This is a genomic window from Candidatus Electronema sp. JC, from assembly GCF_048287365.2.
Taxonomy (GTDB): Bacteria; Desulfobacterota; Desulfobulbia; order Desulfobulbales; family Desulfobulbaceae; genus Electronema.
Genome location: NZ_JBLWEM020000040.1, coordinates 60,097 through 77,716, shown reverse-complemented (window position 1 = coordinate 77,716; position 17,620 = coordinate 60,097). Strand labels below are relative to the sequence as shown.

At 59.7% G+C, this 17,620-nt stretch carries 20 protein-coding genes; 2 read left to right on the top strand and 18 right to left on the bottom strand.

The window, feature by feature from the left end; all coding sequences use genetic code 11:
- The first annotated feature begins 284 nt into the window (after nucleotides 1-284).
- Both purD and ACNKH3_RS06795 read left to right on the top strand, forming a co-directional pair.
- Nucleotides 285-2,069 carry a phosphoribosylamine--glycine ligase gene (purD, locus tag ACNKH3_RS06800; RefSeq protein WP_420208703.1) on the top strand — a complete coding sequence of 595 codons (1,785 nt, stop codon included), beginning with the start codon at nucleotides 285-287 and terminating at the stop codon, nucleotides 2,067-2,069.
- Nucleotides 2,066-2,722: an L-threonylcarbamoyladenylate synthase gene (locus ACNKH3_RS06795; RefSeq protein ID WP_420208702.1), complete on the top strand. Its 657-nt coding sequence runs from the start codon at nucleotides 2,066-2,068 to the stop codon at nucleotides 2,720-2,722. Before purD ends, ACNKH3_RS06795 begins: the two co-directional genes overlap by 4 nt.
- Before the next feature lie 80 nt (nucleotides 2,723-2,802).
- On the opposite strand, the gene ACNKH3_RS06790 is transcribed toward ACNKH3_RS06795, so the two are convergent.
- The 18 genes from ACNKH3_RS06790 to ACNKH3_RS06705 form a co-directional block, all read right to left on the bottom strand.
- A complete protein-coding gene (locus tag ACNKH3_RS06790; RefSeq protein WP_420208701.1) occupies nucleotides 2,803-3,294 on the bottom strand; it encodes a pilin in 492 nt (163 codons plus the stop codon).
- A 45-nt stretch (nucleotides 3,295-3,339) separates the two neighbouring features.
- Nucleotides 3,340-4,365: a type II secretion system F family protein gene (locus ACNKH3_RS06785; RefSeq protein WP_420208700.1), complete on the bottom strand. Its 1,026-nt coding sequence runs from the start codon at nucleotides 4,363-4,365 to the stop codon at nucleotides 3,340-3,342.
- A gap of 20 nt (nucleotides 4,366-4,385) precedes the next feature.
- A complete protein-coding gene (locus ACNKH3_RS06780) occupies nucleotides 4,386-4,862 on the bottom strand; it encodes a pilin (protein WP_420208699.1) in 477 nt (158 codons plus the stop codon).
- A 12-nt stretch (nucleotides 4,863-4,874) separates the two neighbouring features.
- Nucleotides 4,875-5,273: a pilin gene (locus tag ACNKH3_RS06775; RefSeq protein ID WP_420208698.1), complete on the bottom strand. Its 399-nt coding sequence runs from the start codon at nucleotides 5,271-5,273 to the stop codon at nucleotides 4,875-4,877.
- A gap of 156 nt (nucleotides 5,274-5,429) precedes the next feature.
- Nucleotides 5,430-6,128: an ABC transporter ATP-binding protein gene (locus tag ACNKH3_RS06770; protein ID WP_420208697.1), complete on the bottom strand. Its 699-nt coding sequence runs from the start codon at nucleotides 6,126-6,128 to the stop codon at nucleotides 5,430-5,432.
- Nucleotides 6,129-6,131: 3 nt separating this feature from the next.
- A complete protein-coding gene (locus ACNKH3_RS06765; protein WP_420208696.1) occupies nucleotides 6,132-7,322 on the bottom strand; it encodes an ABC transporter permease in 1,191 nt (396 codons plus the stop codon).
- A gap of 6 nt (nucleotides 7,323-7,328) precedes the next feature.
- Nucleotides 7,329-7,985, bottom strand: a complete 657-nt coding sequence (locus ACNKH3_RS06760; RefSeq protein ID WP_420208695.1) for a hypothetical protein — start codon at nucleotides 7,983-7,985, stop codon at nucleotides 7,329-7,331.
- A 210-nt stretch (nucleotides 7,986-8,195) separates the two neighbouring features.
- Nucleotides 8,196-9,173, bottom strand: a complete 978-nt coding sequence (locus ACNKH3_RS06755; RefSeq protein WP_417917088.1) for a hypothetical protein — start codon at nucleotides 9,171-9,173, stop codon at nucleotides 8,196-8,198.
- A 9-nt stretch (nucleotides 9,174-9,182) separates the two neighbouring features.
- A complete protein-coding gene (locus ACNKH3_RS06750; RefSeq protein ID WP_417917087.1) occupies nucleotides 9,183-9,617 on the bottom strand; it encodes a FixH family protein in 435 nt (144 codons plus the stop codon).
- 123 nt (nucleotides 9,618-9,740) lie between these two features.
- Complete coding sequence (locus ACNKH3_RS06745; protein ID WP_417917086.1) at nucleotides 9,741-10,694, bottom strand: bifunctional N-acetylglucosamine-1-phosphate uridyltransferase/glucosamine-1-phosphate acetyltransferase; 954 nt, start codon at nucleotides 10,692-10,694, stop codon at nucleotides 9,741-9,743.
- Between the two features lie 15 nt (nucleotides 10,695-10,709).
- A complete protein-coding gene (locus ACNKH3_RS06740) occupies nucleotides 10,710-11,228 on the bottom strand; it encodes a DUF456 domain-containing protein (protein WP_420208694.1) in 519 nt (172 codons plus the stop codon).
- A gap of 76 nt (nucleotides 11,229-11,304) precedes the next feature.
- Nucleotides 11,305-12,195 carry a hypothetical protein gene (locus ACNKH3_RS06735; protein WP_420208693.1) on the bottom strand — a complete coding sequence of 297 codons (891 nt, stop codon included), beginning with the start codon at nucleotides 12,193-12,195 and terminating at the stop codon, nucleotides 11,305-11,307.
- A 50-nt stretch (nucleotides 12,196-12,245) separates the two neighbouring features.
- A complete protein-coding gene (locus ACNKH3_RS06730) occupies nucleotides 12,246-13,913 on the bottom strand; it encodes a hypothetical protein (protein ID WP_420208692.1) in 1,668 nt (555 codons plus the stop codon).
- 151 nt (nucleotides 13,914-14,064) lie between these two features.
- Nucleotides 14,065-14,745, bottom strand: a complete 681-nt coding sequence (gene aat / locus ACNKH3_RS06725) for a leucyl/phenylalanyl-tRNA--protein transferase (protein WP_417916583.1) — start codon at nucleotides 14,743-14,745, stop codon at nucleotides 14,065-14,067.
- Entirely contained in the window at nucleotides 14,745-16,394 is a 1,650-nt protein-coding gene (locus tag ACNKH3_RS06720; RefSeq protein WP_420208691.1) for an acetolactate synthase large subunit, read from the bottom strand. The genes aat and ACNKH3_RS06720 overlap by 1 nt, the downstream gene beginning before the upstream one ends.
- Nucleotides 16,395-16,445: 51 nt before the next feature.
- Entirely contained in the window at nucleotides 16,446-16,994 is a 549-nt protein-coding gene (locus ACNKH3_RS06715; RefSeq protein WP_417916581.1) for an excalibur calcium-binding domain-containing protein, read from the bottom strand.
- Nucleotides 16,995-17,017: 23 nt separating this feature from the next.
- The gene (locus ACNKH3_RS06710; RefSeq protein ID WP_417916580.1) at nucleotides 17,018-17,290 is read right to left on the bottom strand and encodes a type II toxin-antitoxin system YafQ family toxin; all 273 of its coding nucleotides are present in this window, start codon (nucleotides 17,288-17,290) and stop codon (nucleotides 17,018-17,020) included.
- On the bottom strand, nucleotides 17,291-17,548 hold the full coding sequence (locus ACNKH3_RS06705) for a type II toxin-antitoxin system RelB/DinJ family antitoxin (RefSeq protein WP_417916579.1): 258 nt from the start codon (nucleotides 17,546-17,548) through the stop codon (nucleotides 17,291-17,293). It lies immediately after the preceding gene.
- Nucleotides 17,549-17,620 lie beyond the last annotated feature (72 nt).

The following is a 17,620-nucleotide window of genomic DNA, read 5'->3' as shown; positions in this document are numbered from 1 at the left end:
CAATTGCCCCGCCCTGCCAAGGACGGATTCCTGTTCCGTCTGCGGAAAAACAGCAGAGGCTTTCTTTCCATCCACTTAAAATGCAGACGGAATTTGCCTGGCCCCGCAGCGGAGAGCTGAAAAACCGCAGTCGGACTCGTCCCCTGCGCAAAACCTTGACAGAGCATTCCTCAGTTGCCGAACCTGCTGTTTTTGTGTTATGATGCGGCCCTGACGAGAGCAGCTCAGCGCCGCCCGCCCTTCCGGCGGCGGCAAACGCGCAAACACCCAGCAAGGAGGTTTTGATGAAGGTTCTGGTCATCGGTTCCGGCGGCAGAGAACATGCACTGGTCTGGAAATTGAGCCAGTCGGAGAAAGTGAAGGCCATTTACTGCGCCCCTGGCAACGCCGGAATACGGAAGCTGGCCACCTGCGTCAAAATTGCGGCGGACGATGTGGACGGGCTGCTCGACTTTGCCATCAGGGAAAGCATCTGCCTGACTGTGGTCGGCCCAGAAAGCGCGCTCTCCGCAGGTATTGTGGATCGTTTTCAAGCCAAAGATCTGCGCATCTTCGGCCCCACCGCAGCAGCGGCGGAGCTGGAGGGCAGCAAGGTCTTCTGCAAGGATTTCCTCCGCAAATACGACATCCCAACCGCTGAATACGAGAGCTTTGACCGGCCTGACGCGGCGAAAAAGTTCATTGACAAGATTGGCGCGCCCTGCGTGGTCAAGGCCGACGGGCTGGCCGCAGGCAAGGGCGTGATGGTCTGCCAGACCAAGACCGAGGCCAAGCAGGCGGTTGACACAATCATGAAAGACCGGGCCTTCGGCGAGGCGGGCAGCCGGGTGGTGGTCGAGGAATTCCTTTCCGGCGAGGAAGCCTCCTTCATCGCCTTTGTGGACGGCGAGAATGTCTTGCCGCTGCCTTCGTCGCAGGATCACAAGGCCATTTTCGAGGGCGACCGGGGGCCGAACACCGGCGGCATGGGGGCGTACTCACCCGCGCCGGTGCTGGATGATTCGATGACCATGCGGGTGATGAACGAGGTCATGCTGCCTGCGGTGCGCGGCATGGCTGCGGAAGGCCGTCCCTACAAGGGAATGCTCTACGCGGGCCTGATGATTGAGGGCGAAAAAATAAATGTCTTGGAATTCAACTGCCGCTTCGGCGACCCGGAATGCCAGCCCCTGCTGATGCGCTTGCAGACCGATCTGGTCGAGATCTTTGAAAAGGCTATTGACGGCGCGCTGGATGAGATCGAGCTGGAGATCGACCCGCGCCCGGCGGTCTGCGTGGTCATGGCCTCGGAGGGCTATCCGGGCAGCTACAAGGCGGGCAGGCCGATCACCGGTCTGGTCAACGCGGCCAAGCTGAAAGATGTCATGGTCTTCCACGCAGGCACGACCATCGAGAACCAGACCACCCTGACCGCAGGCGGGCGCGTCCTCGGCGTGACGGCAATGGACATTTCCATTGCCAAGGCGATTGACCGGGCCTACAAGGCGGTGGATAAAATCAAGTGGAAAGGCAGCTACTTCCGCCGCGACATCGGCCACCGCGCCCTGCGCCGTCTCCAGAAGCACACTGGCCCGGCAGTGAGCATCGTCATGGGATCAGACTCCGACCTGCCGGTGATGCAGGCGGCGGCGGATTTCCTCGCCAGCGTCGGCATCAAGCATGAGATGCTCATTTCTTCGGCCCACCGCACCCCGGAGCAGACTGCCGAGTACGCCCGCACCGCCGCCCGGCGCGGCCTGAAGATCATCATTGCCGGCGCGGGCATGTCCGCCCACTTAGCCGGGGTGATCGCCGCGCACACCACGCTGCCGGTGATCGGCGTGCCGATTGACGCGTCGCCGCTCAACGGTCTCGATGCCCTGCTCTCTACCGTGCAGATGCCGCCCGGCATTCCGGTGGCGACGATGGGCATCGGCAAGTCCGGGGCCAAAAACGCGGCGGTGCTCGCAGCCCGGATTCTCGCCATCAACGATCAGGAAATCAGCGAGGCTCTGCGCCAATTCGTTCAAGAGATGGAGGAGCAGGTGGCGGCGAAAAATCTGGCTCTTCAGCAGGCCAAGGGCCAGTGATTGTTCCCGCTTCTGACGCGTTTTTTCAGGAGGCGGCACGTCTGCTCAAACAGGGCGGATTAGTCGCCTTCCCAACAGAAACGTATTACGGCCTCGGTGTTGATCCTTGCAACACCGAGGCATTGCAGAAGCTCTTTGCAGTCAAACAGCGGGCGGCGGACAAGCCGGTTTTGGTTTTGGTTGCCGAGCAAAGCCAAGTGCCGCTGCTGGCTGAGGAAACGCCGGAGCCGCTGCGCTTGCTCATGAACCGCTGCTGGCCCGGCCCGCTGACCTTGGTTTTTCCCGCGAAAAAGAATCTGCCGGAGCCGCTCACCGGCGGCAGCGGCACAGTCGGCATCCGCCAGTCACCGGAGCCGACAGCGGCACTGCTGCTGGCCGCCTTTGGCGGGCCGATAACCGCCACCAGTGCCAACCGCTCCGGCCAGCCTGCGGCAGTCACGGCAGCGGATGTGGAAGCAGCTTTTGGCACGGACATTGACCTGATCCTTGATGGCGGCAGAACGCCGGGCGGCGCAGGCTCAACCTTGGTCGGCTGGGATGGGCAAAAGCTGCGCTGTTTCCGGGAAGGCCGCATTCCATTTGCGGAATGCGCCGCGTCTCTTGCCGAAGTCAACAACGAAGAATCCCTTTTGACAATGACATCCGTTGGTTAAAAAAAGCAGCAAGCAAGAGCAGTCCTTCCTGCGCTGGAACAGGCGGTGCTTCTACAAAGGAATGGGAAGGCGAAGCGGCTTTAATAGCGGCAGCTCATCGGCAGGTGACGGAGCAGGACATCAGTTTTGTTCTCGCCCTGCACGGTCATGCCATTGGGCACCGAAGCATAGCCGCTGACCCATGCGACAGGCACGGCAGGCGCGTCGGCGACAACAGCAGGCCGAAGGCTGACTGTCTTGCCATGGATGTTCTTGTTCCCCCGGTTGCCAAGATGGATGTTGATCACGCCACCTTGGGCGATCTCCAGCCCTGCGACATAGTTGCCAAGTATCTTCTCTTTTGGCGGCAGCCCTGCTTCAGCATTGTCTGACGGCAGCTTCTGCGTGGCCTTGTAATACTCCTCCACACCCTTCTTGGCGAACTCAGCCATGTTGAACGCCTCTTCCATCTGCGCCCTGATCACCCGGTCTTGATAGGAGGGGACAGCAATGGTGGAGAGCACGCCCATGATGGCGATGACAATCATCAGTTCAATCAGCGTGAAGCCCTGATCGCCGCGTTTTCTGTTCATAGATTTCTTGGATAGTGCTGTCTTGTTCATGGCGCATCCTCAGAGTTATATTGCGTCGGCCATCATGAAAATCGGCAGGTACATGCTGATGACAATCGCGCCGACCAGCACGCCGAGAACAACCAATGCCAGCGCCTCAAGCATGGCGATCTTCTTTGCGGCGGCATTGCCGATGTCAGTGCCGTAGAACGCCGCCGCCTCTCCCATTGCGCTGCCAGCAGCTTCCTGCGTTGCGGCAGCTCCCGCCGCTTGCAGCAGCATTTCCGGGAACAGGCCGCTTTGCCGCATCTGCGCCTGAAGCGAAGGCATATCTGCCGTCCCGTCGGCAAACCGTTTGAACCGGGCCGCCAGATACGAATTGCTGACCGAGTCCGCCGCTCCTTGCAGCGACTCCTTGAACGGCAGGCCCGCCGCAGTCAGCAGAGAGAAATACTGAGCGAACTGGGCAACCGCCACTTTCTTGAGCAGAGGGCCTATTCCCGGCACATGCCGGGCCGCATGATACGGGAACTTCCTGACGTAAACAAACGCGAAGATGAAGAGCAGCGCGAACACAATCTGAACCAGCACATTGTCTGTGAACAAACGGCCGATATTAAGAAAGAGCTGCGTCGGCGCTGGCAAATGCCCGCCCATGCTGGCGTACATTTCCTGAAAAACAGGCAGAACAAAGATAAGCATCATAAAGGACAAGAGCATGACCGCGCTCAGGACAACGGCCACGAATCTGAGCAAGGGTTTGCCTGTGCTGCCTGCTTTGGCGAACGATTCCTCTGCTGCTGCGGCCTGCCGCAAGGCATCGGCCTTCTGGGCAGCGGAAATGTCCAGCAGCATGATGCGCTGCAAGGCGGCATTGAACAGGCCAGGCTTGCTCCGATTCAGGCATTCAGCAAAAGGCACGCCCTGATCCATCTCCTTCCGCATTCCGGCGGCGGCCTTTCTGAGTACCGGCAAGTCTTTCTCCTCGCTTAACGCTGTCACTGCGCCGGACAGGGAAACCCCAGCCCTGAGCATCACTGCAAGCTGGCGCCAGCCGCTGCAAAGTTCTTCTATGGACAATCTGCTGGACATTTCCGCCTCTCTGTTTGCGCTTACTTTAAGACGGCTGGGATATGCCGGTCTTCAATATCTGTGCGGTCAACGCCGAAGACCTTCCAGCCGCTTTCTCTCTTATTGCCGCAGACCCAATGCACCGCTCCTGTAGGATCATCCTCCTGCACCACAGGCCGCATGGTCAGCGTTTTCCCGGCAAGCCTCCTTGTTGAGGAGGAGACATGGACTGCTCCCTGCTCAATGACCACCTTCCTTTCAGGCTCAATATACCAATTTTCTGGAGGAAGCAACGCAAGCGCCTGTTCCGTGTTCTGGGGAAACTCCCCATGCAGGGCGAAATACATCAGATTGCCAGTCTTTGCTGATGCGAAATGAAAACGATAGACCATGCTCGTGACTTCCGCTTTCGCCAGAAATACTTGATAGGATTTGACGGCAATCACAACCAGAATGGAGATGATGACAATAACATGGAGCAGCTCTATAAAATACCGCCTGCGGTTGGACAAGAGCATCGCGTCCTCCTTTCAATTGGCCTTGGCGATCTGCTCTTCCCAAGTGACCGGGCCGGTTGGATCGTCGCTGCTGACAACAGGACGCAGAGTGACGGTCACGCCGGGCTGTCTGCTGTCGTCCCGGTATTTGATTTCCACTGCGCCGTCCTTCACTTTGATGCTGCCCACATGTTTTCCCCGGATCGCCTCAGGCAGCCCAAGCGAGGCGTTGTCCGGCGGGAATGCGCCGACATGGTCATAATATTCCACCACTTCTTTCCGCACCGGATCAGAGAGGGCGTAGCCTTCGCAGAGATATGCCTTGTCCCGGTAGGCGATAAAGTTCGGTATGGCCACTGCGGCAAGCACGCCAATAACGGCTACGACGAAAGTCAGTTCAATCAGGGTGAAGCCTTTGTTGTTCGTCAGCATGGAAATGCTCCCGGTGATCTCTGCTTGAAAATATCAGCGAATTTGATGCCGCAATGCTGCCGCCAGCAACAGCCGATTTGCTGCAAACAAGCGTAACAGATCAGCTTGCGTTTTTCAAACAGCTTTTGCATTGAAGAGATGTGCGGCGATGTCCTTTCACTGCTGCGCCACTACCCTCCCATCCCGCAGCTCGACAATGCGGTGCGCGGTCTTGGCCAGCTCCGGGTTGTGGGTGACGAGGATGACGGTGAGGCCGTCGCGCTGGTTCAGTTCCTGCAAGACCGCGCTGATCTCGTGACTGCGGGCTGAGTCAAGGTTGCCAGTCGGCTCGTCGGCAAGGAGGATCTGCGGTCTGTTGATCAATGAGCGGGCGATGGCCACGCGCTGCATCTCCCCGCCTGAGAGCTGTCCCGGCAGGTGCCGCATCCGTTTGTCCATGCCCAGCGAGCGGAGCAGCTCGGCGGCCCGCTCCTCCGCGCCGTTGTCTTTGCTATAGAATGTGCAGGGCAGCAGCACGTTCTCAAGGACGTTGAGGGTTGGAATGAGGTAGAACTTCTGGAAGATATAGCCGAACAGCTCCCGCCGCAGCTTGGTCAGCTCGCGCTCAGACAGGGGCCGACCTTGGCCGAAAACGGGCCGACCAGCGATGTCAAGCCCGCCTGAGCTGGGATTGTCCAAGCAGCCGAGGATGTTGATCAGCGTGGTCTTGCCAGAGCCAGACGGGCCAATAAAGGCCACGTACTCGCCCGTCTGGATCTCCAGCGAAACGTTGTTGACCGCCAGCACCTCCTCGGTGCCGCGCCGATAGACTTTGCTGAGGTTGCGGGCCGCGATGGCCGTGCCGTGCGCGTTCATAGGTCAGCTCATCTCACTGCGGATGGATTCAAGGGGCCGGACTCGCGCTGCCTTCCAGGCCGGGTACAGCCCGCTAAGGAGGCCGATCAGGAGCACGGCGACAAGGGTCGTCAGAACAAGGCTGCTGTCGAGCAGGATCAGCGAGCCGGTCGGTGAATAGGGCAGGAGCTGGCGGATCAGCACTTCCGTGAGTTGCGAGAGGCCAAAGGCCATGACCGCGCCCAGCATACCGCCGAGCAGACAGAGGATGAAGGTTTCGATCCAGATCAGCTTGAAGATGTCTTCAGGCATGGCACCAATGCTCTTGAGAATGCCGATCTCCTGATAGCGCTCGAACACAGACATAAGGATGGTGTTAATCACGCCCACCATGGCAATGATGACAGCAATGACAGCGATGGACAGCACCATCACTTTGGCGGTCGAGACCAGGTTCATGATGGTCTGCTTGACCTGCGCCAGCGAGACCACCTGCACGTCCGGCAGCTCATAGAGCTTCTGCTCCAGCTGGCCGATGTTGGCATCCTTTTTCACCTTGATGCCCAAGCCGGTCAGCTCGCCGCTGCGCCCGAATATCTTCTGCACTGCCTTGACCGGGATGAAGATGGTGCCGTCATCTTGCGTGCCGGTGCGCTTGAGTATGCCGACCACCTTCAATTCCACTTCCTTCTCAGGTATCAGGAGCATGTCGCCGACCTCGCGCTGCTCCAGCTCCGCCGCCTCATAACCAAGCACGGCCTCGTAGGCCTCCGGGTTCTTGAACCAGCCGCCCTGCTTGAACTCAAGGTAGGTCTTCATCTTCGGATAGCTGGCCGGGTCAACGCCAAGATAGGCGGACATGCCCCCTTCCTCGCCCTTGTTGGGGTCGAAGATGGCCTGCATGAGCATCGGGGTCATGGACTCCACCTCAGGGTTGGCGGCCACGGTCTGCATGACCTCCTCCTTCATGTAGCGCAGGCTGGTGCCGCCTTTCAGCATCAGGGTGGCGGCCTCGTAGGGACAGCCTTTGGCGGTCAGCACCACCTGAAAGCCCATGTTGTCGATATCGCGGTTGAGCGAGGCTTCATAGCCCTTGTTGAAGCCCATCAAGCTGGCAAGCACCCAGGCCGACAGCCCCACGCCGATGATGGTCAGGCTGCTGCGGAGCTTCTTGCGCAGCAGGTTCTTATAGCAGACAGTGTAGATGTTGAGCATGGCCTCTCACTTGGCTTTGAAATGGGGCAGGTATTTGTTGCCGTAGAGGAATTCATCCATGAGGATCAGGTTCTTCTTCGTCGCCCGCAACGCGGCCCGGAAGTCCTCTTCAGCCTCCGGCACAGGATTCTTGATCTGATCCACCTTGCCGGGAGGCACGCTCTTGCCCGCCTTCACATCGTAGGGATAGAAATCAATCAGGCTGAGGCCCTCAAACTGCTTGCCGAAAGATGGCTCGCGCAGCTGCTTGGCTGCTCTGGAAGTCAGTTTCTGGAAGTAGAATGCCTTGATCTTGCCTTCCATATCAAGCACAAGAAAAACCTGAATACCGCCGTGTTTGCCCTTCTGATTCACGCCGTGGATGTGACCGATCTTCTCGGTGTCGCGGAAGATTTCATAAATGGTGTAGGGCACGTCGGCGGTCTCGTACAAGCCTTGGAAGGAGTCGCCCAGCCGCTTCTCAATCTCCTTCAGCAGCGCGTCGCCGCCTTTCTGGTCAATGGACAGGTACTGCGTCTTGTAGCCAGTGGACTCCGGGAAGAGCCGCTTCACGTCCCTGTCCGGGTCGTTGAGATCGCAGCCCACAGCAGCATGGGCATGGTCGGCGGCGGCAAGGAAAACATAGGTCAGCAGGATGAGCAGCCAGCTTTTCCGCATGGTCATCTCCGTGGCAGAGGTTTGCTGAGAGGCGGCGGCTGTGACGAGACAGGCGCGGGGTATGAGAAAGTCCAAAAATTCTGTTTCCTCATAGGAAAAAGAGATGAGGAAACAGACGCGGCCTATTTGCTCATAGGAAATTCCTATGAGCAAATAGGAGAAATACATGAACAGCGGGTTCCGTAGGGGCAATTCATGAATTGCCCCTACGGAAAATCACAACACTTTGCTGTAATAATAAATTTGCACCACCGCCCGCAGCTCGTCGTCGTGCTCATCGTAGCGGCCCATAGCCCGCAGAGTGAGCGTGTCACTGAGCTGCCAAGCAGGCCCGGCGGAGAAACGGAAGCCCTCGTGCTCGCCGATCTTGCTGTATTCGGGCTGCGCCTCCAGCTTCAGGCGGCCTTCGTCAAGCAGGTTCATGCCGAGGCGGGCGAAGAGGGCGTAAGCGTCCTCATCCCGGTTGGTGCCGCCCATCGCCTCAAAGCGGGCTTCATAGTTGTCCCAGAGGTACGTGAAGTCCGCGCCGAGCATGGCGAAGGGCTGCGGCTCTTCGTGCATGACCTCGTAGCCCATAGTGTGCAGGGTCTCGCCGAAACCTGCGGAGAAGCCCAGCTCCCAGTTGTCCTGTGAAAGGATACCCTTCGCGGCCCGCAGCGAGGCGAGATAGTTGCCCTCAAAGCGGAGCGGCATTCCGCTGCCGCTTGTGAGCGACGCGCTGAGGTTGCCCCAGGCGAAGTCGCGGCTTGCGCCCAGGCCCCAGTCGCGGTCAAAGCCGAAACCGTGCATGGCCAGCGTGGGCAGAAGCAGGGCGTGACTGTCCAGCACTGAGGAAAGACCGAGCGCAGGCCGGTTGTGGCCAGCCCAGATGTCCGCCCAGCCCGCCTTGTGTTTGTAATAGGCGTTGTAAAGCTGCGGCTCGATCTCGTCGTCGGCATCAGGATCATAGGCAAGCCGCGCCTGCACGGCGATCATGCCGAAATCGCTACGCTCGCCAGAGAGCCGCTGGACGAAGTCAAAGCCGACCGAGGACTTCTGCATCACGTCCTCCGCGCTTTCAGAATGCCAGATCACGCTATCTTCTTTATCAGAATATCCGGCCACGCCCTGGGCTTCAAAATAGAGCAGGCGGCTGGAGGCAAAAGCGGAGGCGGGGAGGGCACTGATGAGCAAAGCGGCGGCAAGGACTCGCATGGCCGCGCCTCACACGTCAAAGTTGATGCTGCCCCGGTAGATCACTTGGCCGTCCTTGCTGAACTCCAGCCGGACATCCCAGCCGCCGGGCATGACCACGTCCACAGGAAGGAGATAGTCTCCTTTCTTGTTCAGCTTGAACTCCACCGGGCCGGTGTCGTGATGGCCGCGCATGGAGGGCATTCCGGCATCCCCGGTGATCTTCAGCGACGTGACCTGCTTGCCGTCCTTGTCCGTGACTTGGAGCTTGAGTATCGCGATGCCAAGCTGCGGCTTCTGGTTGAAGGCGTAGACAAAGGAATAGTCTGCGCCGATCTTGCAGGTCTTGCCTTCGCCCGGCAGCGGCTCATATTTCGGCTCCTCCGCCCGGACAGGCAGAGCGGCGGCAAGGAAGAAGGCTGTGAGAAGGACTAGCTGGAACAGGCGGCGGCAACGGGCGGGCATGGTTTTCTCCTTGTGTTGAATAAAAACATCGGCAACTCCCACAACGCAGCTTACGCGGAGAATGCTCAGGATGTCAAGATGCAACAGCGGGTTCGGCTGGACAGCCTCCCTGAAGGCCGACGATCAGCCCTTGCGCCACGTCAGCGGCAGCACCTGCTCCCCTGCCGCGACCGCGCAGCCGTGCAGGACGCTGTGCGCCCCGATCACCGCGCCCGCGCCGATTTGGCATGGGCCGACAAGGTGAACTCCGGCATGAATCACCGCATCTTGGCCGATGACGCTTTCCGGCGAGATCAGCACGGTTTCCGGGGAATAAATGGTCACGCCTGCGAGCATCAGCTCGCGGCAGCGGCGCAATTGCAGCTCGGCGTGGGCTTGGGCCAGCTCCACCCGCGAGTTCACGCCCAGCACGTCAATGGCCGGACGGTGGACAAACTTCTCCGCCCGGCGGCCTTCGCGCACGGCTATGCCGACGATGTCGGTGAGATAGACCTCGCCTTGGCTGTTGTTCCGGCCCACCTGCCGCAGGGCGGCGAAAAGGAAGCTGCGGTCAGCGAGATAAATCCCGGCGTTGATCTCGCGCACCGCCCGCTCGGCCTCGTCCGCATCCTTTTCCTCAACAATGCGCAGGACTTGGCCATCCGTGCCGCTGATGATCCTGCCGTAGCCGAAGGGATTGTCCAGCTCGGTGGTCATCAACGTGAGATCCGCGCCGCGCTCCTGATGCTGACGCAGCATGGCCTGCAAGGTCTCCGGGCGGATGAGCGGGGTGTCGCCGCAGAGAATCATCACCAAATCGGCATCGGCGCAGGCGGTTTCGGCGCAGAGCACAGCGTGGCCGGTGCCGAGCTGCTCCTCCTGCACAACTGGGCTGATCTGATACGCGGCGAGCGAGGCCAGCACCGCCTCGCGCTGATGGCCGACGACGACCGCCTGCCGCGCAATTCCGGCGGCGGTGACTGCGTCCAGCACGTGGTGGAGCATGGGTTTGAAAAACAGCTCGTGCAGGACTTTGGCCTTGGCCGAATTCATGCGGGTGCCTTTGCCTGCGGCGAGAATGACGGCGGCAGTGTTCATGACTGTTTGTGAGGTTCAGATGATTTGCCAGAAAAACCAAGCGGCCATGATCCCGGCCAGCAGCAGCTTGGCCGCTGTGCCGACAATGAAGCCGAGAAAGGAGCCGAAGCCGGAATGCAGGGCCTGCCGGAACTGCTCGCCTATCAGCAGCTCGCCGACAACAGCCCCCAGCAGCGGCCCGATCAGAATGCCGACCGGGCCAAGCACAAAGACCAGCAGCGTGCCGGCAGCCGCTCCCCAGGCTGCGGCCTTGGAGCCGCCGAATTTCCGCACGCCCCAAACCGTGGCGGCAAAATCCAGCAGATAGCTGAAGCCGGCGAGCAGTCCCTGGCCGAGAAAAAACCAGACTGAGAGGCTGGAAAAGCCGGTGATCAGGCCATAGACGAGAAAGCCGCAGAAAATCAGGGCCGTGCCAGGCAAAGCCGGAAAGACCGTGCCGACAAGCCCGGCGGCGATCAGCGGCAGGGCGGCCAGCAGCCCCCAGATCTCGCGGTGGGCGCAGACGGCGCGCAGCCAGTCAAGTATTGGTTCCATATCCTGTGCCGGATGAAAAAAAGGCTCAGGCAAGCCGCAGCTCCTGAGCCTCAAGGAATTGACCGCCAAGCGTTTTTTACTGCCGCGCCTGCTGGGCCTTGCTCTTCAGGCCGTTTTTTTTCAGCGGTTCCAGCTCGGCGATCTTGGCGATCAGGACACTGGTGTTGATCTTGCAGCTTTCGAGTTCTTTGACGCTTTTTTCCAAAGCGGCGGTGCGCTCCTCGACGATCCGCTCCAGCCCGATGACCTGAGCGCGCAGGGTTTCCGCCTCGTCGAGAATCTTGTTGCGCTCCTCCTCCAGCTGCTTGGCCGCAGCCTCCAGCTCATCCAGCTCGCTTTGCAGTTTTTTCTGATCAGCCAGCTTGGCCGCGCAGTCTTTGACCTGCTGCTGCTCCTGCTTGATCATCGCAGCGGCTGAGGTCAGCTTCCGCTCCTGCTCCTCCAGCAGGGCCTGCTGCTGGGCAAGCTGCTGCTGCGCCGCCGCCAGCTGTCCGGCCTGCTCTTTTTTGGCCGTTTCCGCCGCTGCCGCCGCCTTGTCCCGATCCGCCTTCAAGGCGGCGAGCTTCTGCGCCAGCTCAGCCTTCAGCTCGGCGGCAGCCTGCTCCTGCTCGGCTTTCAAGGCGGCCAGCATATTCTCTTTCTCCTCTTTCAGCGCGGCGGCATTCTGCTCCTGCTCGCCTTTTTTGGCTTCGAGCGCGGCCAGCCTGTCATTCAGCTCGTCAATTTTCGCCTGCGCCTTCTTGAGCTGGCCAACAGCCTGCTCTTTGGACGCTTTTTCCTGCTCCAGCTTCGCCCGCAGCTCCGCACCGGTCTTCACCGCCTCGTCATCGGCCTGCAGCTGGGCCTTCAAGGCTTCGTTCTTTTTAACCAGCTCTTTGCGCTGCCCGGTCTCCTTCTGCCCCCAGACTGCCGAAATCAGCAGCAGCACAACCAACGCTGCGATAAAATAGTTTTTTTTGTCATCCATGATCTGCTCCTGTTCGTTTGATGAGTGCAGCGTCGGCGCGCCGCCGCTGTTCACTGGCCGCTGCCGATTGCCGCCAGCTCCCTGTCCACGCTGCTGATGTTCTTCCTGATCTTCGCCTCAATGCCTGCGCCGGGATATTTCCGCAGTATGTCTTCCAGCAGCGACTTGGAGGAAAACAGCAGGGTTTTCTTCATCTCCGGGTCTGCTGCGCTGACTGCCTGCTGAAAGAGGGCGGCGGCCTTCTTGCGGACACTTTCCCCGGCCAGCTGCTCGGCCTCCTTCATTTTGCCCTCCGCCCTGCCGCTGTACGAAGTGTGCCGGAGCTGGGCGAACAAAGCGACGGCCTGATCATAGTCCTCATCCTGCATTGCCGCCAGTCCTTTATCCCAAGTTTCCTGCAAAATTGCCGCCGGGTCAGGCAGCGGACTGGCCAAGGCGGCCTGCTGCTCCGGCAGCGCGACAACGGCTTCAGCCTGCGCCGCCGCAGCGGCGGCCGGCGCGGCGGCGCGAAGCTGCTCTTTTTTCTGCCGGAGCTGATCCTGCTTGTCCAACGGCAGAATGTCCAGCGGCACCCGCTCCAGCCGGGCCAAGGCCGCCGCCGGCTCCAGCCGCTCCGCCGCCTCCAAGAGGCCGGAGAACCACTGCCCGGCCTCCTGCTCCATGCGCTGCGACCATTCCTCAGCATCCCCGGCCAAGGGCGATTCCGGGAAAATCCGGATAAACTCAACAGCCTGCTGCACAACAGTGAAGCCATCCTTGTCCGGATTGTAGGTCAGGCAGCCGAGCAGCAGGGAGGCGTAGGCATCCAGCTCGTCGCGGCGCGAGCCTGCCGCCTCCAAGGCGCGGATATGTCTGCCGCAGCGGACCGAGCTGCCGCTGTCCAGCCGCCGCAGCTCGGAGTATTTCCGCCGGGCCGAGGCGTATTCGCGGAAGCCGAAATCCAAATCCGCCAGCATCTGAAGAGCGCGGATTTCCTGCTGCCGGTCCCCCTCCCGCCGCGCCGCTGCCAGCAGGCTGACGAACAGGCTGCGGGCTTCCTGCTCATGCCCGTTTTTCAACAGAGCTTGGCCCTGCTGAAGCAGGGACGCGCTGTTCTGCTCCTCTGCCGCCGTCGGCTCTTGCGTGAGCGCAGAAGGCGGCTCGGCGGCCAGCGGGCCGCTCTCCGCCTGCGCTGTCTCTGTCCAGCTGCCGCGCGGGCCGGACATGCTGCTCAGATCGGCCTGGAGCTTCGGGCATTCGCCTTCCAAATAAGAAATGTCGTTTTCTTTGAAGCGGGACAGCGAGTTGAAGAGCAGCTCGCGGGAGGCGGACGGCGACCGCTCGTGGAGCAGCTGCTCCTGCAAATTTTTATACGCGTCCTGCAAGTCAGCCACCCTGTTGCGGCAGCTGACGATCAGCTCAATTTCGTCTGGACTCAGGCTCAGGGTCTCCTTGCGGCCGCCCAGCTCCTGCCATTCCCGCAGCTTCTGCTCGTAGGAAGCGATGCGGCCGCTGATGGTGGCCAAGGCAGGCTCCAGCACCTGCCGCTGATACTCAGCCTGTTCTTGAGGGGACATGCCCGGCTTCTTCTGCGGCAAGGCGGTCGGCGGTGATTGAGGCGGAAGCGGCGCAGGCGGCCTGACGGAAGGAGCGCAGCCGCTGACAAGCAGGTGCGCGGCGGCGCAGCCCAGCAGCAGACGGCGGCAGAACGGAACGGGAAAAACAGAAAGAGAGCGCATTGTTCAGTGAGTGCGGGTTGAATCGTGCATCATTCCGGCCTGCCGCATGCAGCGGGCCGCCAAGCGGCTCAAGATGTCATGCGGCGGAACCACAGAAGAAATTATCAGAAAAATGCCGCCGCTACAACGGCTTTTTGCAAAAAACCGCTTTTCAGTCCTGAAGCAGCCAGCGCGGCTGCGGCTGGATGCGCTGCACAAGCTGTTCGAGCAGCTCCTGAAAGGCTTGCCTGTCCAGTTCACGGCTGCCGAAGCGGAGCATGTGCGCGGTGGTCATCTGGCAGTCAATCGCCTGAATGTCGAGCTGCTTGGCATGGCTGACCAGCGCGGCCAGCGCGACCTTCGAGGCATCGCCGCGCAGGGAAAACATGGATTCGCCGAAAAACATTCTATCCAAGCAGACTCCGTACAGCCCGCCGACCAGCTTGCCCTCGAAGCGGCATTCCACCGAATGGGCAAAGCCCAAGTCGTGCAGGCGGATGTAGGCGGCCTGCATGTCCTGGTTGATCCACGTGCCGGTCTCCTGCCGCACAGCGGCGCAGGCGGCGATGACCTCAGCAAAGGCGGTGTCCGCGCTGACCTGATACACGCCCCGCTTGATTGTGCGGGCCAGGCTGCGCGGCAGGTGAAATTCCTCCGGGAAAAGCACCAAGCGCGGCGAGAGCGACCACCAAAGGATCGGCTCATCGCCGGAATACCACGGAAAAATGCCCTGCTCGTAGGCGGCCAGCAGGCGTTGCGGCGAGAGGTCGCCGCCCACTGCCAAAAGGCCGTCCGGCTCGGCCAGCTCCGGCGGTGGAAAGACTAATTCTTTGGTCAGGCGGAAGACAGGCATCAGCCGATCAGGCAGGTCTTGCGGCGCAGCTCCTCGATCAGAACCGACTCATTTTCCGCATAGTCAATCGGCAGCTCGATCAGGTGCACGCCGGGCGTATTCAGGCAGTGGTCGAGGGTCTCCGGCAGCTGATGCTCCGCTGAAATCCGCCAGCCCGACGCGCCGTAGCTTTCGGCGTATTTGACAAAATCCGGGTTGCCGAAGTCAAGGCCGAACTGCGGCAGATTCATGCCTGCCTGCTTCCATTTGATCATGCCGAAGCCGTTGTCGCGCAGGAGAAGCACAGTCAGATCGAGCTTGAGGCGGATGGCGGTCTCCAGCTCCTGCGAGTTCATCATGAAGCCGCCGTCGCCGCAGACCGCAATCACCTTGCGCTGCGGGAAAAGCATCTTGGCCGCAATAGCCACCGGCAGGCCCGCGCCCATGGTCGCCAGCGCGTTGTCGAGCAGAACTGAGCAAGGATCGGCGGACTTGTAATTCCGGGCAAACCAGATTTTGTACATGCCATTGTCCAAGGAAAGGATGGTCTCCTTGTCGGTCAGCTCTTGCAGCACTTTGGTGAGCTGCTGCGGCGTGTAGGGAAATGTGGTCGGCAAGGTGCAGCGGTACACGTTCTTCTCAATCTCCTTCTTCAGCTTGCTGAAATAGCCGTCGCCAGCGAGCGAGTCCGGCGCGATCAGCCCAGCTAAACGGCTGACTGAATCGGCAATGTCGCCGATGATCTCATGCTGCGGAAAATAGACCTCGTCAAATACCGCGCTGAAGTAGTTGATGTGAATCACCCGCACCCCGTCGCGCTTCATGAAGAAGGGCGGCTTCTCCACCACATCGTGGCCGACGTTGATGATCACATCCGCTTTACCGATGGCGCAGTGCAGATAGTCGTGATCAGACAGCGCGGCGGTGCCGAGGCAGCGGGGATGGAACTCGTCCGCCGTGCCCTTGCCCATCTGCGTGGAAAAAAAGTGAATGCCGGTGCGGTCAATAAACTGCTGGAGGGCCGCGCCGGTCTGGCGGCGGTTGGCCACAGCGGCGATGAGCAGAAGCGGATTCTTCGCCTCGCTGATGATCGCGGCCACCTTGCGCAAGGCTTCGTCCGAAGCCAAGGGCACCGGCACTTCCGTCACCGGGAAGGGCCGGGCCGCTTCTGAGACCGGCTCGGCGGCGATGTCCTCCGGCAGCTCCAGATGCACCGGCCCGGCCTTCTCCTGCACAGCAGTGCGGAAGGCTTCACGGGTCAGGGCGGCGATGGAGTCCGCGCTGACGATCTGCCGGGTCATTTTAGTGATCGGGGCCATCATCGAAACCACGTTGATGATCTGAAAGCGGCCCTGCTTCGAGCTTTTGATCGGCTTCTGCCCGGTGATGAAAAGGCAGGGCATCCCGCCCAGATAAGCATACGCCGCGCTGGTGACAAAGTTGGTCGCGCCCGGCCCCAAAGTGGCGAGGCAGACTCCCGGCTTGCCGGTCAGGCGGCCATAGGCTGCGGCCATGAAGCCTGCGGCCTGCTCGTGCCGGGTGAGGATCAGCTTGATGCTGGAAGTCCGCAAGGCTTCGAGAAAGGCGAGGTTCTCCTCGCCGGGTATGCCAAAGATATATTCCACGCCCTCGTTTTCGAGGCAGCGCACTAAGAGTTCAGCACCGTTCATGGGTTGTTTCCTTGATTCATTGTTTCTACGGCAGGAAGAAGGGTAAAACGGTCAATGACCGCACCGGTCTTCACAGGGTTTGCCGTCACCGTCTCCATCCATCTTCGTTCCCGGACAATTCTGCACATAAAAGGTGGCTTCTTCGCATGAAGTCATTTCTGAACAATGCACTTTTCCTTGACAACTGTATTTTTGCGCAGACGAAGACGGAATTGTTTCTGTTGAATCAGCGAAGGATAAATTTTGGATGCTTTGAAAGTTTGCTTTTCCATAGAAAAAATATCCTGCAAAACCGACAACTGCTAAGAAAATTAAAACGTAATGGGATGACGACTGATTTTTCCTGATGTTCACACGCTTTGTCGGTAAAATGGACGGAACGCCCTGTATCTTTGCGTCAACAGCTTTCAGCTTTCCATCTTTTTCCACATGAAGCCGATAGAAAATAATGTCGCCCACCACCGGACGACGGCTCATATTCTTCAATTCTGAAATGTGAAGAAAAATATCTTTTCCGCGATTTTCAGACTGAATGAAGCCGAAACCTTTTTCTTCGTTCCAGCGCACTAATTTCCCTTCATATCTGCTGCTGTTTTCCATTTTCACCTTTTTACACTGTTTGATCACTTGCTGAATAACTCAGCATGTGTGCCAAGCCGCACCGGCCTGAGTTCAAAATCCGTGATGGTGTAAATCAGAAGCCAGTCAGGCTGCACATGACATTCCCGGAAATCCTGCCAATTGCCCTTCAGCTTGTGATCTTTGCAGGCGGGCGGCAGCGGGGCAGGGACAGCAAGCTGCTCCAGCACCTCTTGCAGCCTTTGCAGATCGCGCCCCTGCTTGACCGCTTTTTTCAGATCTTTCTTGAAGGCCGCAGGTGGCCGTACAGGCAGCATTTATTCTGCGCAGTCAGCCAGCATGTCCTGAACACTGCTGTACAATGTTCCTTTGCCGTCTCTCGCATCCTGCATGGCTTGAACCGTTTCCGGCGCAGGAATCCTCGCCTCGAACGGCAGGCCGTTATGCGCTATGATCTGACGGTAGAACAGCTCATAAGCGGTTGAAATTGATATCCCCAATCCTTTGAGGATATGTTCCGCCTGCTCTTTGATTTCCGGGGAAAGCCGGGCGTGCGCCATCGCTGTTTTTGCCATGCTGCTGTCTCCATGAAAAACGTTGCATCCTGATTGTCAGTCAGGATGGTAGACAATCAGGATGCGTTTGTC